The 14,309-nt window shown below is 72.5% G+C and carries 10 protein-coding genes; 2 read left to right on the top strand and 8 right to left on the bottom strand.

What is annotated here, in order from left to right; genetic code table 11:
- Nucleotides 1-15 precede the first annotated feature (15 nt).
- The 8 genes from HUT12_RS15025 to HUT12_RS14990 all read right to left on the bottom strand — a co-directional run bounded on the left by HUT12_RS15025 (nt 16) and on the right by HUT12_RS14990 (nt 11,908).
- Nucleotides 16-1,392: an ABC transporter substrate-binding protein gene (locus HUT12_RS15025; RefSeq protein WP_131054034.1), complete on the bottom strand. Its 1,377-nt coding sequence runs from the start codon at nt 1,390-1,392 to the stop codon at nt 16-18.
- 106 nt (nt 1,393-1,498) lie between these two features.
- On the bottom strand, nt 1,499-2,281 hold the full coding sequence (locus tag HUT12_RS15020; protein ID WP_176093782.1) for a GntR family transcriptional regulator: 783 nt from the start codon (nt 2,279-2,281) through the stop codon (nt 1,499-1,501).
- Between the two features lie 198 nt (nt 2,282-2,479).
- Nucleotides 2,480-3,478, bottom strand: coding sequence for a glycoside hydrolase family 11 protein (locus HUT12_RS15015; protein ID WP_131054036.1), 999 nt, complete (start codon nt 3,476-3,478; stop codon nt 2,480-2,482).
- Nucleotides 3,479-3,899: 421 nt separating this feature from the next.
- Nucleotides 3,900-6,233 carry a transketolase C-terminal domain-containing protein gene (locus HUT12_RS15010; protein WP_254877056.1) on the bottom strand — a complete coding sequence of 778 codons (2,334 nt, stop codon included), beginning with the start codon at nt 6,231-6,233 and terminating at the stop codon, nt 3,900-3,902.
- A gap of 159 nt (nt 6,234-6,392) precedes the next feature.
- On the bottom strand, nt 6,393-7,814 hold the full coding sequence (locus tag HUT12_RS15005; protein ID WP_161594985.1) for an amidohydrolase family protein: 1,422 nt from the start codon (nt 7,812-7,814) through the stop codon (nt 6,393-6,395).
- Complete coding sequence (locus HUT12_RS15000; protein ID WP_176093780.1) at nt 7,807-9,207, bottom strand: aldehyde dehydrogenase; 1,401 nt, start codon at nt 9,205-9,207, stop codon at nt 7,807-7,809. The genes HUT12_RS15005 and HUT12_RS15000 overlap by 8 nt, the downstream gene beginning before the upstream one ends.
- Nucleotides 9,204-10,778 (bottom strand): amidohydrolase family protein, encoded by a 1,575-nt coding sequence (locus tag HUT12_RS14995; RefSeq protein ID WP_176093779.1) that lies wholly within the window; start codon nt 10,776-10,778, stop codon nt 9,204-9,206. The genes HUT12_RS15000 and HUT12_RS14995 overlap by 4 nt, the downstream gene beginning before the upstream one ends.
- A complete protein-coding gene (locus HUT12_RS14990) occupies nt 10,775-11,908 on the bottom strand; it encodes an alanine racemase (protein ID WP_176093778.1) in 1,134 nt (377 codons plus the stop codon). Before HUT12_RS14990 ends, HUT12_RS14995 begins: the two co-directional genes overlap by 4 nt.
- An 89-nt stretch (nt 11,909-11,997) precedes the next feature.
- Between HUT12_RS14990 and HUT12_RS14985 the strand changes: the two genes are divergently transcribed.
- Nucleotides 11,998-13,362 carry an aspartate aminotransferase family protein gene (locus tag HUT12_RS14985; protein WP_368660258.1) on the top strand — a complete coding sequence of 455 codons (1,365 nt, stop codon included), beginning with the start codon at nt 11,998-12,000 and terminating at the stop codon, nt 13,360-13,362.
- The gene (locus HUT12_RS14980) at nt 13,359-14,297 is read left to right on the top strand and encodes a phosphotriesterase (protein ID WP_131057089.1); all 939 of its coding nucleotides are present in this window, start codon (nt 13,359-13,361) and stop codon (nt 14,295-14,297) included. Before HUT12_RS14985 ends, HUT12_RS14980 begins: the two co-directional genes overlap by 4 nt.
- The last annotated feature ends 12 nt before the right edge of the window (nt 14,298-14,309 follow it).

Genomic DNA, 14,309 nt, shown 5'->3' with positions numbered 1-14,309 from the left:
TGGTGGGGCGAGACGTCATCGGCCGGCCCGGGCCATGGCGGCCGCCGCGTCCGACATGGCCCGCTTCGGGTCCTTCCCGTCCACCAGCACCTTGATCAGTTCGAGGGAGAGCGCGTCGGCCTCGCTCGGGAAGGTCGGCCGCGCGTACGGCACCCGCTCCGGCTGGACGGCCTGGAGGTTGGCGACGATCTCCTGCGACATGTCGCCCGGGTAGAAGGAGAGGAAGTCCTTGTTGGACCAGACCGACTCGCGGGCCGACGGGCTGCCCGACTCGGCGCTGACCGCGGTGGCGGTCTCCTTGCTCATCGCCCAGGCGTAGAAGAGCGCCGCCTGCTCCTTCTTGCGCGACGCCTTCGGGATGCCGGCCATCCAGTACCAGTAGTTCGGGGCGGCCGGGGCGGCGGCGCTGCCGGGCCAGCGGGACACCGCGATCTGGTCGGTGTGCTGGCTGCTGCTCTTGTCCAGCACGACCGACAGCAGCCCGCTGGCGTCGGTGTAGAGACCCGCCCGGCCCTCGTTGACCGAGCCGGTGGCCTCCAGCCAGCTCATGTTGGACGCGCCCTTCGGGCCGTACCGGCTGAGCAGCTGCTGCACGTACAGTTCGGTCGCCGCGACCGCCTCGGGGCTGTCCACCGCCGGGGTGTTGCCGGCGTAGAACTCGCCGCCCTGGGTGAGGAAGTAGTTCGTCCAGGTCCAGACGATGTCGAGACCGCGTCGACCGCGCCCGGCGAACGGTCGCTCCATGGTCGCGGAGAGCTTCTGACTGGCGTCGACCAGGCTCTCCTGAGTGGGGAAGCCGGTGATCCCGGCCTGCGACGCCAGGTCCTTGCGATAGATCACCACGCCCGCCTCGGCGGAGAGCGGCAACGCCATCAGCTCACCGTTGAGGCTGCTGGCCCGGCGGGCCGGCTCGAAGAAGTCGTTCGGGTCGAACCAGCCGGTGTTGACCAGGTCGCCGCCGCCGAAGTACGCGTCCAGCGGTTCCAGCCAGCCCGCGTTCATGTACTGCCCGGCCTGGAGGTTGCCGACCATCAGGGCGTCGTAGGTGGTGGCGCCGGAGGAGAGGGCCACCAGGGCCTGCTGGTAGTAGCTGTCCTCGGAGAGCGTGTTGGCCTTGAGCGTCATACCGGTCAGCGCCTCGAACTCGGCGAACCGCTTGCTGACCGCGGAGGTCCACCAGTGCTCGCAGAGCAGGAGGTTGAGCGTCTCGCCCTTGAAGCGGTCCCAGGTCATGCCGGAGCCGTCGAACGTGTCGGCCGCCGCCGCGACGTTCGCGGTGCCGGTGTCGCCCTCGCGGCCGGCGCAGGCGCTGAGCGCCACGGCGCCGCCGATCCCGAGCACGCCGGTCAGCAGGCCGCGCCTGGACAGCCGGAAGGGAGCCTCGTTGCGCATGATGTCTCCTCAGGGCAGCGTGCGACGACGGCGGTGGCGAACCACCGTCGGCACGGGTGGGGGTGGGGTGTGGTGTTGGGGGAAGGACGTGGTGGGGCGGGGCGTCCTACCGTTTGATCCAGGAGGAGATCCGTACGCGGTCGCCGCGTACCCAGACGTCGGAGTACTCGACGGAGCCTCCGTTGGCCTGGTAGGAGATCTGCTCGAGGTAGAGGACGGGCACCCCGGGACGCAGCGCCATCGCGGTGCTGACGTCGTCGTCGGGAAGTATCGCGGAGAAGGTACGCCGGACCGAGTCGACGGTCACGCCGTAGTCGTGTTCGAGCACTCCGAACAGCGACCGTTCCTGGAGGACCTGCGGTGACAGGTCCGGGCACAGGGCGGTGGGCAGGTAGTTGTCGAGCAGGTAGACCACCTCGCCGCCGACCGATCGGGTCCGGCGGATGGCCAACACGCTGAGGTCGTCGGCACGCAGGCCGAGGTGGGCGGCGATGTGCGAGGGGGCCTGCACGACACGGGCGGAGAGCACCTGCGTGTGGTACTCGACGCCCTCCCGGTCCAGACTCTGCGCGGTGGAGATCAGCTCCTGGGCGAACTCCTGCTCCAGCATCTGGCCCCGGACGAAGGTGCCCTTGCCCCGGGTCTGCTTGAGCAGGCCGGCCTCGATCAGCGTACGGATGGCCCGGCGGACCGTGCCCCGCGAGACGTTCAGCGCGGCGGCCAGCTCGGGCTCGGCGGGGAGCTTCAGGTGTTCCGGCCACTCCCCCGACTCGATGCGCTGCCGCATCAGTTGCGAGATCTGCTCGTGCAGCGCCTCGGCCTCGGCGGGCGAGACCTGTCGGGTGAGTGCCCTGATCGCGGCGGGGTTCAGTTCCTGCGTCGTCGCCACGCCTGCTCCTCGTCGCTTGTTCAGTGATGTCCGCATTAGTCTGTGGACATCACTGAACATAGGGCCGGTCGATCACGCCGTCAAGCCCCTGACCTGAGGAAACTTGGCGCGGGTCGACTCACCCCACGACCGGGCAGTGATACACGACGACGGACGGGGTGCCGGCCGTTGGCCGACACCCCGTCACGGTCGATCACGTCAACTCGCGGAGCAACTCGCGGTCGGCGTGGTGTTGTTGCCGTTCTTGTAGAGCGTGACGCCGAAGTTGTTGCCGTTGCCGTTCGGCCGGGCGGTGAGGGTGCCGCTGGAGCCGCTGATCGACGCGTTCCAGCTGTTCTGCACGCTCTGGCCGCCGTTGGTCCGGATGGAGACGGTCCAGTTGTTGCTGCCGCTGACCGAGAAGTTCACGTTGAACCGGTCGCTCCAGTCCTCGGCCCGACTCACGCTGACCGAGCAGCCGCCGCTGCCGGGCGGCGGGGTGGTGGGGTTGGTGGTGCCCCCACTGTTCACCGTGATGTTGGAGCTACCGCTGCTCTGGTACCCCTCGGTGGCCATGATCTGGTAGTAGTGGTTGCCCAGGTTCATGCCCCGGGCGGCCCACGCGTCGAAGTGGTTGCCGGTGGTGATGGTGCCGCCCACCCGCTTCGACGTCCGGACGCTCCAGTACTGGTAGAAGGTCTGCGTGCCGTCGATCGACGGCTGGTTGACCCGCTGGGTGCGGTAGATGTCGTACGTACCGCCGTCGGTGTTGATCGTGCCCATGGAGTTGGCACCCGGCGGACGCCAGCTTCCCCAACTGTCCACGATGTAGTACTCGACCAGCGGGCTACGCGTCCAGCCGTACAGGGTCAGGTACGAGTTGCCGTTCGGGCTGAAGGTGCCCGAGTAGGTGACGTTGCGCCGCGTACCCGGGTTCCAGCCCTTGCCGGCGACGAAGTTGTTGACGTTGCTCCACTGGGTGCTGTACTGACCGCCGTTCCCCATCGTCATGGAGACGTTGCCGCTGTCCTTCCAGAAGGAGAAGAAGTAACCGTTGTGGTTCCCCTCCTGGTTGGACGTCACGGTCTGGGCGTGGGCGGGACCCGTCGCGATCGCCACGGTGCCGGTCGTGACCAGCGCCACGGCGCAGGCCGCGCCGATGAGCGACCGGAGGCGACCGCTTCTGCGGCGTCTCGGTGGGACGAGGCCGTCGGGCATGCTTCCTCCTCGGGACGGCTGGCCGGAGGCCAGCGGTGCGTACGCGCCGACCGCCTCTCGGCGGCCCGGGCGACCGCCGTCGACGGTCGGCGCGTATCGCGTTCGGTGGTGGTGGGGTACCGGTCGTGCCGCAGGGTGACCGGCGGAACTGGTGGCGACCTCGACGACGATTGAGCCGCGTCGATGGGCAACAGTATTGGCCGACTTCCCTGGACACGTCAACAACTTCCGGAAACACTCCCGACATCAGCGACCGACCGGAACAACCGAGCACCGCGCTGTTGATCCTGTTCAGCGGCGCCGCGAGCGCGTCACCTCGGACGATAGCCACCGCAACTATCGGTGTCGCCGCGGACACGCCGGGCCCCTGCCGTCGTAACTTCCAGGAGGTTTCCGGACGGTAGCCGGCACCGGCGGGCGCTCACCGACCCTGACCGCCTCCGAGCGCCAGCGCGGTCAGCGCGGCGTTGACGATGCTTCCCGGCATCAGGTCGTGCAGTTCGTAGAGGTCGGCCACCGTGCCGGACTCGCCGAACCGGTCGACCCCCAACGGCACCGCCGGCACCCCGAGCGCCGAACCGATCCAGGACATCGCGTGCGACGCCGCGTCGTGGACGGTGACCACCGGCGCCCGGGTGCCGAACGCGCAGTGCAACGCACCCGGCAACTCCGGCAGGGTGGCGGTCCGCACCGACCGGCGCAACGACCGCTGCCAACTCCGGTACAGCCGGTCCAGGCTCGTCACGTCGACCACGTGTGCGGCGATCCCCTCCTCGGCGAGTTCCGCGGCGGCCGCGAGGACCTCGGGCAGCACCGCCCCGGAACCGACCAGGTGCACCAGCGGTGCCGGCGCGAGCCCGTCGCCGCGCAGGTGCGGATACTCCAGGTACGCGTCGACCAGGCGGTACGCGCCGTCGAGCACCTGCCGACGCAACGCCACGTCGCCGATGCGCTGCCGGGCGGCCTCGTACGGCTGCTGGTCGATCGGTCGGGTGGTGAGCCGGAAGTAGTAGCTGCCCTCCCCGTCGCCGGACGCGTCGGTCCCGCCGTCACCGGTCGGCTGCGCCGCCGTGCCGACGCGGTGCAGCGCGTCGCAGAGCAGCCAGTCGAGCGCGCCCGCGTAGGCGGGCTCGACGAAGGTGACGTTCGGCAGTTCCAGGCCGACCGAGGGGGTGATGGTGGACTGGTGCGCCCCGCCCTCGGCGGCGAGCGAGACCCCGGACGGGGTGCCGGCCACCACGAACCGCGATCCGGAGTAGGCGCCGTAGACGAAGGCGTCCAGTCCACGCAGGACGAACGGGTCGTAGACCGTGCCCACCGGCAGCAGGCGCTGGCCGGACAAGTGCTCGGCGAGACCGAGTTGGCCCAGCAGCAGGAAGAGGTTCATCTCGGAGATGCCGAGTTCGACGTGCTGCCCGGTGGGCCCCTCGCTCCAGCGCAGGATGCCGTCCTCGGTCCAGCTCCGCCGCGCGGTCGGGGCGAACACGCCGGTGCGGTTGATGAATCCGGCCAGGTTGGTCGAGGTGGCCACGTCCGGCGCGGTGGTGACCAGGTACGGGGCCACGGTGTCGATCCGGGCGAGGTCGGTCAGGATGCGACCGAACGCCTCCTGGGTGGCGATCGGCCGGCGGGTGCCGACTCCGGTCTGCGCCGGCAGGGCGATCGGCGGTGCGGGGGCGGCGGCGGGTCGGCGCAACAGCTCGGCGCGTCCGGCGGCCAGGGCCCCGGCAGCGGTTCCCGGGTCGAGGCGGTCCCACTCGGTCTGGGCGGTGAGGCCGAGCTGTGCCCGCAACTCGTCGATCTGCGCGCCGGTCAGCAGGCTGGAGTGGTTTCGCGGATCACCGGCGGTGGGCAGACCCCAGCCCTTGACCGTGTATGCGAACACCACGCTGGGCCGGTCGGTGACCGCGTCGCACTGCGCGTACGCGGACAGCAGCGCCTCGACGTCGTGGCCGCCGAGGTCGCGCACCAACGTCGCGAGGTCCTCGTCGGCCACCTCGGCGAGGACGTCACCGAGTTCGGCCGGCGCCCCCTCGGTCAGCCGGTCGCGCAGGGTCCGGCCGGTGAGGCCGAACATCGACTGGTACTGCTCGTTGGGCATCCGGTCCAGCCAGGCGCGCAGGTGGTGACCGCCGGGGCGGGCGAACGCCGCCTGGAGCCGCCGGCCGTACTTCACCTCCAGCACGTGCCAGCCCGCCGCCTCGAACTGGCCACGCCACTGGTCGATCCGGACCCCGGGGACCACCCGGTCCAGGGACTGCCGGTTGAAGTCGACGAGCCACATCACGTCGCCGAGCCCCTGGGTGGCCGGGTCCGCCACGGCCTCCCAGATATTGCCCTCGTCGAGTTCGGCGTCGCCCAGGATGGCCACGAAGCGGGACCGGGGGCGGGGCCCGAAGTGCGCGTCGACGTACCGGCGGGTGGCGGCGGCGAACAACGGTGCGGCGGCGCCGAGCCCGACCGAGCCGGTGGAGAAGTCGACCCGGTCCGGGTCCTTGGTCCGGGACGGGTACGACTGGAGGCCGCCCCGGCTACGCAGCCGGGTGAGGTACGCGCGGTCCAGGTCGCCGAGCAGATACTGGATCGCGTGGAAGACCGGCGCGGCGTGCGGCTTGACCGCCACCCGGTCGTCCGGCCCGAGGTGGGCGAACCAGAGCGCGGTCATCGCCGAGACCAGCGAGGCGCTGGACGCCTGGTGGCCGCCGACCTTCACCCCGTCGAGGTTGGGTCGTTCCCGGTTCGCGGCGTCGACCATCCGGACGGCGAGCCACAGCACCCGGCGCTGAATCTCGTCGAGGTCGGCGTACCCGGGCTCGGCCGGCTCACGGGGTGCGACGGCGGTCGGGGTGGACGGAGGCATGGCAACTCCCAGCGTGGCCGGTGGTCGGTGGTGAGGGGACGGACCGGGCGGCGGTCAGCGGATCAGCGGCCAGCGGGCGAAGCGGTCCGGGCCGATGGCGCGTTCGTGTCGGCGGGCCTGGTCGGCGACGGCGGCGAGTACCTCGTCGGTGTCGATCCGGGTGAACCGTCCACGGTCGTAGAGGATCTCGCCGTCGACCAGGACGGTGTCGACGGTGCGGGCCCCGGCATAGAAGACCAGCCAGTCGACGGGGTCGTCGAAGGCCGGCAGGGACTGGGGCCGGTCGGTGGCGTGGACCACCAGGTCCGCGCGTTTGCCCACCTCGATCGAGCCGACCTCGTCGGACATGCCGAGTGCGCGGGCACCGTGCAGGGTGGACATCTCCAGCACCTGCTCGGCGGTGAGCGTGGGCAGTTCGTCGCGCAGTTCCCGGAAGACCGTCGCCGCGAGGTATGCCTGACGGAACAGGTCACGCGGGCCGGACAGGCCGTCCGAGCCGAGCGCGACCGTGACGCCGTCGGCGACCATCTCCGGGAACCGCCCGTCGCGCAGCGCCCCCTTGGCCCGCCGCAGCGACGCCGACGGGCAGTGCACGACCCGGGTGCCGGTCTCCCGGACCAGGTCCCGCTCGGCGTCGTCGGTCTGGATCATGTGCACGAGGGTGGTGCGCGCGCCGAGCAGACCGAGGTCGCGCAGCCGGGTCACGGGCCGGACGCCGCACCCGGCGAGGCTGGCGTCCACCTCGGCCCGGTCCCACGACTGGTGCATGATCAGCGGTACGTCGTACTCCTCGGCCAGACCGGCGGCGGCGGTCAACAGCGCGTCGCTGTCCAGGCCCATGCCGACCAGGGTCACCGCGGCGCGGACCCGCGCGTCGGGCCGCCACGGGTACCGGTCGAGCTGGTCCCGGAGCCGGGCCAGGCAGGTGTCGGTGTCGGTCGCCACCTCGACCAGCACACCGTCCTGCGGCACGTCGCAGAGGATGTGGCCGGGGATGCCGCGCATCCCCACCGCCGCGATCCCCCGCGCGGTGGCGTCCAGGTGCACCGAGCCGCCGGTGTCGGCGAACAGCGTGGTGCCGCTGGACACCATGTCCATCGCGCTCAGGGTGGCGGCCAACTCCTCGTCGTACGGGGTCTTGCCGAGGTAGGCCACCTCCTCCACGGTCTCCCAGCTCTCGGCGCCCTTGGGCGCGAGGCCCCGGACCGTCTCGGTGCCGGTGTGCACGTGCGCGTCGACCAGGCCCGGGTGGACCACGGCGCCGGCCAGGTCCCGTTCCGGCCCGGTGGTCGCCGGACGGAGCCGGTCGGGGCCGACCCAGCGGATCCGGCCGGCGTGCACGACGATCGTGCCGTCGGTGAGGATGCGGCGGCGCGGGTCGAGGGTGACCACGCGCCCGTGGCGCAGCACGAGGTCGGCCGGCACGGGCGTGTCGGTGCCGTCCGGCTGCGGCCCGGTCGTCGACGGGTCAGCCACGGCCCGCTCTCCCCAGGTGCAGGATGGTGCTGCGCACGGTGGAGAACTCCAGCAGCGCGTACGGCGCACCGACCCGGCCGATGCCGCTGCCGCGTCCGGGGTGGCCGCCGAACGGCAGGTGCGTCTCCCAGACGTTGGAGTGGTCGTTGACCACGACGCTGCCGCACGGCAGTGACTGCGCCACCCGGAACGCCCGGTCCAGGTCGGCGGTGAAGACCGCGCCGTTGAGCCCGTACCCGCCGGCGGCGACCAGATCGGCGAGCGCCTCCTCGTCGCGGAACGGGGTGAGCGGGACGACCGGGCCGAAGGTCTCCTCGGTGAACACCAGTGACGCCGGGTCCACCCGGTCGAGCACGCTCAACGGCCAGTACCGGTCGGTGGGGGCGTCGGTCAGCGGCTCGCCGCCGACCACCAGCCGGGCTCCCCGGTCGGTGGCGTCGGCGAGGTGCTCGCGCATGGTGGCACCGGTCTGCGCCAGGTGCAGTGGGCCGAAGGCCGCGTCGGTGTCCTCCGGTGCGCCGACCCGACGCTCGGCGGCCACCGCCGCGACGGCGTCGAGTACCTGCCGGTAGCGGCCCTGTTGGACCAGGACCCGCTCGGTGGCCGCGCAGCTCTGCCCGGAACAGAACGTGGCGGCGGTGACGACGGCCTCGGCCACCTGGTACGGGTCGGCGTCGTCGAAGACCACGGTGGGGCCGTTGCCGCCGAGTTCGAGCAGCAGCCGACGCATCCCACCGGTCGCGGCGATACGGTGCCCGACCGTGCTGCTGCCGGTGAACCCGACGGCCGCCAGGCCCTGGTGGGCGGCGAGTGCCGCACCGGTCTGCGGTCCGCCCTCGACCAGGGTGACCGCGCCGTCGGGCCAGCCCGCCTCGACGATCGCGGCGAGCACGTGGGCGCTGCTGCGCAGGGTGCTCTCGGCCCCCTTCCAGACCACCGTGTTGCCCATCGCCAGCGCGGGCCCGAGGTACTCCAGCGGGATGTTGACCGGGAAGTTCCAGGGAGTGATCACGCCGATCACCCCGAGCGGGATCCGGTCGACGAAGACGCGTTTGGCCGGGTCGGACATGGTCGGCGTGCCGTCGTCGAGGCGGCGGGCGTACTCGGCGGTGCTCTCCAGCGCGTGGATGGCGGTGTCCACCTCCGCCTCCGCCTCGGCCCGGACCTTGCCGTGCTCCACCAGGAGATCGGCGACGACCCGGTCCCGGCGGGCCCTCAGCGCACGGGCGGTCGCGATCAGCAGGTCACACCGCTGCCAGCGGGACAGCGCGGCCATCCGGGGCAGTGCCGCCGAGGCGGTGCGTACGGCGGCGTCGACGCCGGCCGGGCCGACCTCCGACCATTCGCCGAGGTGTTCCCCGGTCACCGGACTGGACAGCGGGTTGACGGTCATCGTGGCCTCCTGCCGTCGGCGGCGCGGCGCAGCACCCGCCCCGCCGGTCGTGGTGTGGTGGGAAGGAGTTCGCCGTACCCGGCGATCCCGTTGACGAGGACCTGCCGCACGCCGTCGGGCCGTACGGTCGGGTCGTCGCCGCCGTCGTGCAGCGCGGCGAGGTCCACCACGACCAGGTCGGCCCAGTGCCCGGGGACGACCCGGCCCCGCCCGACCAGCCCGAACCGGTCGGCGACGGCGGCGCTCTGTCGGCGGACCGCGTCGGCCAGTCGCTCGGGTCGGTCGGCGGCGGCGCGCAGCGTCCGCACGAAGGTGGCGAAGTTGCGCGGATGCGCGCCCGGCGTGGGGTCGATGACCCATCCGTCGGAGCCGACCATCGCGGCGGGGTGGGTGAGGACCCGGTCGACGTCGTCGGCGGTCATCGCGTCGACCAGCATGGTGGCCCCGGCGGCGTCGTCGGCCAGGATGTCGAGCAGCAGTTCGCCGGGGGTGACGGCGAGCGCGGCGGCGGCCTGCGGCAGCGGGCGTCCGATCACCGGCCGCCACCGGGGCGAGGCGTGCGAGACGACGACCTCGTCGAGGCCGACGTAGCCGCCTCCGGCGGCGAGTTCGGTCAGCAACCGGGCCCGGCCGGCGGGGTCGCGGACCAGCCGACGGATCGCCTCGGCGCCGCCGGTGTCGGCCCAGTCGGGCAGCGCGGCGGTCAGCGTCGTCGCGCCGACCGTGTACGGGTACATGTCGACGGTGACGTCGACGCCTGCGGCGCGGGCCCGGTCGATGTGCGCCAGGGTGGTGCGGGTGGATCCCCAGTTCGCCCGTCCCATCGCCTTGAGGTGCGAGATCTGGGTGGCCACGCCGCTGCGCGCGGCCAGGTCGAGGATCTCGTCGACGGCGGCGACGCAGCCGGACCGTTCGTCGCGCAGGTGCACCGCGAGCACCGCGCCGGTCGTGGCGGCCAGCGTCGCCACGTCGGTGAGTTCGGTCCGGTCCGCCGCACGGCCGTCGGGGTACGCCAGCCCGAGGCTGACCCCGACCGCGCCCTGGGCCAGTGCCCGGGTGATCGCGTGGCGGACACGTGCCCGGTGCGCCCCGGTGTCCCCGTCGGCCCGGGCGGTGGCCGCCCGTACCGAGCCGTGGCCGATCATCGGCGCGACGTTGACCCGGATTCCGGCGGCGGTGAGCGCGGTGCGGTAGGCGGCCAGGTCCGGCCAGCCGTGCGGCAGGATGGGGTTGAGGAACCCGCCGCTGGCCGGTGGGGCGTCGGGGTGGCGCACCGGGAAGGGCGAGAAGCCGCAGTTGCCGGTGACGACGGTGGTGACTCCCTGACGCAGCAGCCCGGCGGCGTGCGGCGTGGTCGGCAGGGTGAAGTCGGCGTGCGAGTGCGCGTCGACGGCACCGGGCAGCACGTGCAGGCCACGGCAGTCGACCTCGACGGCGTCGCGGACCCGGCCGGTGGGGCCGAGCCCGTCGATCCGGCCGGCACTGATCCGGACGTCGGTGACCGTGGGCGGACCGCCGGTCCCGTCGACGACGGTGCCGCCGCGCAGCAGCAGGTCCGGGCCGCCGGTCATCGGCCACCGCCGGAGGCGGCCACGGCGACGGTCTCCAGCACCGTGTCACCGTCGACGAAATACAGGTGGCGGGTGAGGTTGGCGGCGACGCAGGCGTGGTTGGGCACGAAGCGCAGGCGGTCGCCGACGCGGAACCGCCCGGACGGGTCGTCGACGACACCGTGTTCCTCGGAGAGCCAGGACAGCACCGCGCCCCGGTCCGGGTCCTCGCCGTAGCCGTCGAGCACGCTGACGCCGTGCGCGCCGCGATCGAGGCCGAAGACCTTGGAGCCGGCGTCGACCACGGCGCGTCCCGGGCCGGTGCTGACCACGGTGCAGAGGACGGAGAGCGCGCACTGGTCGAGGGTGGCCACGCCGAGGGCGACCTGGGTGCGGTCGAGCAGCGCGTAGTTGCCGGGTCGGGTCTCGGTGACGCCACGGCGGTCTGCGGCGGTGAGGAACGTCGGGGTCGAGCCGACGCTGACCACCTCGCAGGTGGTGCCCGCGGCGCGGAGCGCGGCGGCGGCCCGCCGGACGGCGTCGGCCTCGGACTGGGCGGTCCGGGCCAGGTGGGCGGCGTCGCGGGCGGCGTAGGCGTGGCCGGCGTGGGTGAACACCCCGGCGATCCGCAGGCCGGGCCGACCGGTGACCAGGTCCGCCAGGTCGGCGGCGTCGTCCGGCGCCACGCCGCAGCGCCCGAGGCCGCTGTCGACCTCGATCAGCACCTCGATCTCGACGCCGGCGCGGATGGCGGCACCGCTGAGCACCTCGGCGCCGGCCGGGCTGTCCAGCCCGACGAGCATCCGCGCCGGGGTGGTCGTCGAGAGCGCCACCAGGCGGTCCGCCTTCACGGCGGTGACCACCGGGTAGGCGAGCAGGTAGTCGGCCGCGCCGGCCGGACGCAGCGCGTCGAGTTCGTCCAGCTTGGACACGGTGAGTCCGGTGGCCCCGGTGGCGAGCTGCCGGCGGGCTATCTCCACGGTCTTGTGGGTCTTGGCGTGCGGACGCAGCGCCAGCCCGTCCCGGTCGGCGATCTCGGCGCCCCGACGCAGGTTGGCGTCGAGCCGGGGGACCTCCACCAGTGGCGCGGGGGTGTCGAGATCGGCCAGTCGGCGGGGTACGCGGGTCGAGGTACTCGCTGCGGCGCTCACGCTGGTCGGGCTCCCCTCGTCGGGTGGTTCCGGGCCCTTGTCCGACGGTCCTTGAGGCCCTACTGTGACGTCAGACGCTGTGACTACGAATGCACAGTAGGGTTGAGGCGGGAGGCTGTCAACGGATGGGCGCCGGGACTCGGATCGCAGACTGGATCACCACCGAAAGGTCCACATTTGAAGAGCGTACGCCCGCATCGGCGGCTCTCTTCCACCGCGCTCGCCAGGTCCTTCCCGGCGGCGACACACGCTATTCGCTGGCGATGAATCCGTATCCCGTTTACGTGGAACGCGCCGCCGGGACACGTCTGGAGGACGCCGACGGTCACCGGCTGCTCGACCTGATCTACAACGCGACGTCGCTGATCCACGGCCACGTCCACCCGCAGGTCACCGAGGCCATCCGGGACCAGGCCGGTCGGGCCACCGCCGTGCTCGCCCCCAACACGGTGCAGATCGACCTCGCCGAGGAGCTGTGCGCCCGGGTGCCCTCGCTGGACCGGCTGCGGTTCACCAACTCCGGCACCGAGGCCACCATGATGATGATCAAGACGGCCCGGGCGTACACCGGTCGTGACCTCGTGCTGAAGATGGACGGCTCGTACCACGGCACCTTCGACGGCATGGAGATCAACGCGGCGACCCCCGGCTCCGAACGCGGCGCGCCGTACACCGCCGGGGTGCCGGCGAACCTCGCCGACAACGTGGTCATCGGGTCGTTCAACGACACCGACGGCGTGGTCTCGCTGATCGAGCGGTACGCCGACCGGCTGGCCGCCGTCATCGTCACCCCGATGGCCTCCATCGCCACCTGGATCCCGCCGGCACCCGGCTTCCTCGAGGCCGTCCGGGCAGCCGCCACGGCCCACGGTGTACTCCTGCTCTTCGACGAGGTCATCGCGTTCCGGGTCGCACCCGGGGGCGCGCAGCAGCGCTACGGCGTCACCCCGGACCTCACCGCCTACGGCAAGGTGATCGGCGGCGGCATGCCGGTCGGCGCGTACGGCGGACGGGTCGACGTGATGGCGGTGACCGACGCGGCCGGTGGGCCCCGGCTGGCACACGCCGGCACGTTCAACGGCAATCCGGTGACCGCCGCCGCCGGGCTGGCCACGCTGCGGCTGCTCGACGCCGACGCGTACCCGCGCCTGGAACGGCTCGGTGAGCGGTTCGCCACCCGGCTCCGGGGCGCCTTCGCCGACCTGGACCTGGCACTGGAGGTACGCCAGGTCGGTTCGCTGGTCAGTGTCGCCACCACCGAGCGCACCCCGGCGGCCTGGGGTGAGGTCAACGCCGCGATGCGGCTCGCCCTGCTCAACCGGGGGGTGTGCGGCTGGGGGGTGTTCGCGTTGCCGACCGTCTTCGACGACGCCGAGATCGACGAGGCGGTCGAGATCATCCACGACGCGCTGCGGGTTCCGGCGGCGGCGCTGCACGAGGTGCCGGTCGGATGAGCGCGGGACGGATCGTCACCGTGCTGGGCGAGATCGACCCGGCCACGCTCGGCACCACGCTGATGCACGAGCACCTCTACATCCGGCTCTGGGAGATCCCCGGCCGTTTCGACGTCGCCGGCCTGCCCGACGACGACGACCTGCTCGTCGAGGAGCTGACCGCCTTCACCGCACAGGGCGGCAACGCCCTGGTGGAGCTGACCGTGCCCGGCATCGGGCGGGAACCGGCACGGATGGCGGCGCTGGCCCGCCGCACCGGCCTGCACATCGTGATGGGCTGTGGGTGGTACCGGCAGCCCTACTACCCCGCCGCCGAGGACGTCGACCGGCGCAGCGTCGACCAGCTCGCCGACCGGCTGGTCGAGGAGATCCGGCACGGTGCCGACGGGACCGGCGTACGCCCCGGCATCATCGGCGAGATCGGCGCGGACAAGTCGTGGATCTCCGCCCAGGAGGAGCGCTGCCACCGGGCGGCGGCCCGGGCCAGTCGACGGACCGGGCTGGCGATCGCCACCCACTCCGTCGGCAGCGACGTCGGCCTGCACGCCCTCGACCTGTTCGAGGAGGAGGGCGTCGCGCCGGACCGGGTGGTGATCGGCCACGCCGACAGTCATCCGTCGCTCGCCTTCTATCGCACCGCGCTGGACCGGGGCGCCTGGCTGTCCTTCGACAACCTGGGCGCCTTCCCTCCGGCGTACACGGAACGGATCCTGGACGCCGTCGCGACCCTGCTCGGCGAGGGACACCACCGGATCGTGCTCTCCCAGGACGTGTGCAAGCGGGACATGTTCGCGCTGTTCGGCGGCAACGGGTACGGCTACGTGCTGGGCAGTGTCCTGCCGGGCCTGCGCGCCCGGGGTGTCGCCGAGGAGCAGTTGCACCGGCTGACCGTGGAGAACCCCCGCGAGGTGCTCACCGTGGCGGCGGTCGACTAAGAGCGGCACCCG

Origin of the sequence: Verrucosispora sp. NA02020 (assembly GCF_013364215.1) — a bacterium.
Lineage (GTDB): Bacteria > Actinomycetota > Actinomycetes > Mycobacteriales > Micromonosporaceae > Micromonospora.
Note: the sequence above shows the minus strand (reverse complement) of the source record. Positions and strands in the feature narration are given on the sequence as shown.

Bases quoted from the DNA above. Each gene is read 5' to 3' on its own strand.
- HUT12_RS15025 (WP_131054034.1), bottom strand. From the start codon at position 1,392: ATGCGCAACGAGGCTCCCTTCCGGCTGTCCAGGCGCGGCCTGCTGACC.
- HUT12_RS15015 (WP_131054036.1), bottom strand. From the start codon at position 3,478: ATGCCCGACGGCCTCGTCCCACCGAGACGCCGCAGAAGCGGTCGCCTC.
- HUT12_RS15010 (WP_254877056.1), bottom strand. From the start codon at position 6,233: ATGGTCGACGCCGCGAACCGGGAACGACCCAACCTCGACGGGGTGAAG.
- HUT12_RS15000 (WP_176093780.1), bottom strand. From the start codon at position 9,207: ATGACCGTCAACCCGCTGTCCAGTCCGGTGACCGGGGAACACCTCGGC.
- HUT12_RS14995 (WP_176093779.1), bottom strand. From the start codon at position 10,778: ATGACCGGCGGCCCGGACCTGCTGCTGCGCGGCGGCACCGTCGTCGAC.
- HUT12_RS14985 (WP_368660258.1), top strand. From the start codon at position 11,998: ATGCACAGTAGGGTTGAGGCGGGAGGCTGTCAACGGATGGGCGCCGGG.
- HUT12_RS14980 (WP_131057089.1), top strand. From the start codon at position 13,359: ATGAGCGCGGGACGGATCGTCACCGTGCTGGGCGAGATCGACCCGGCC.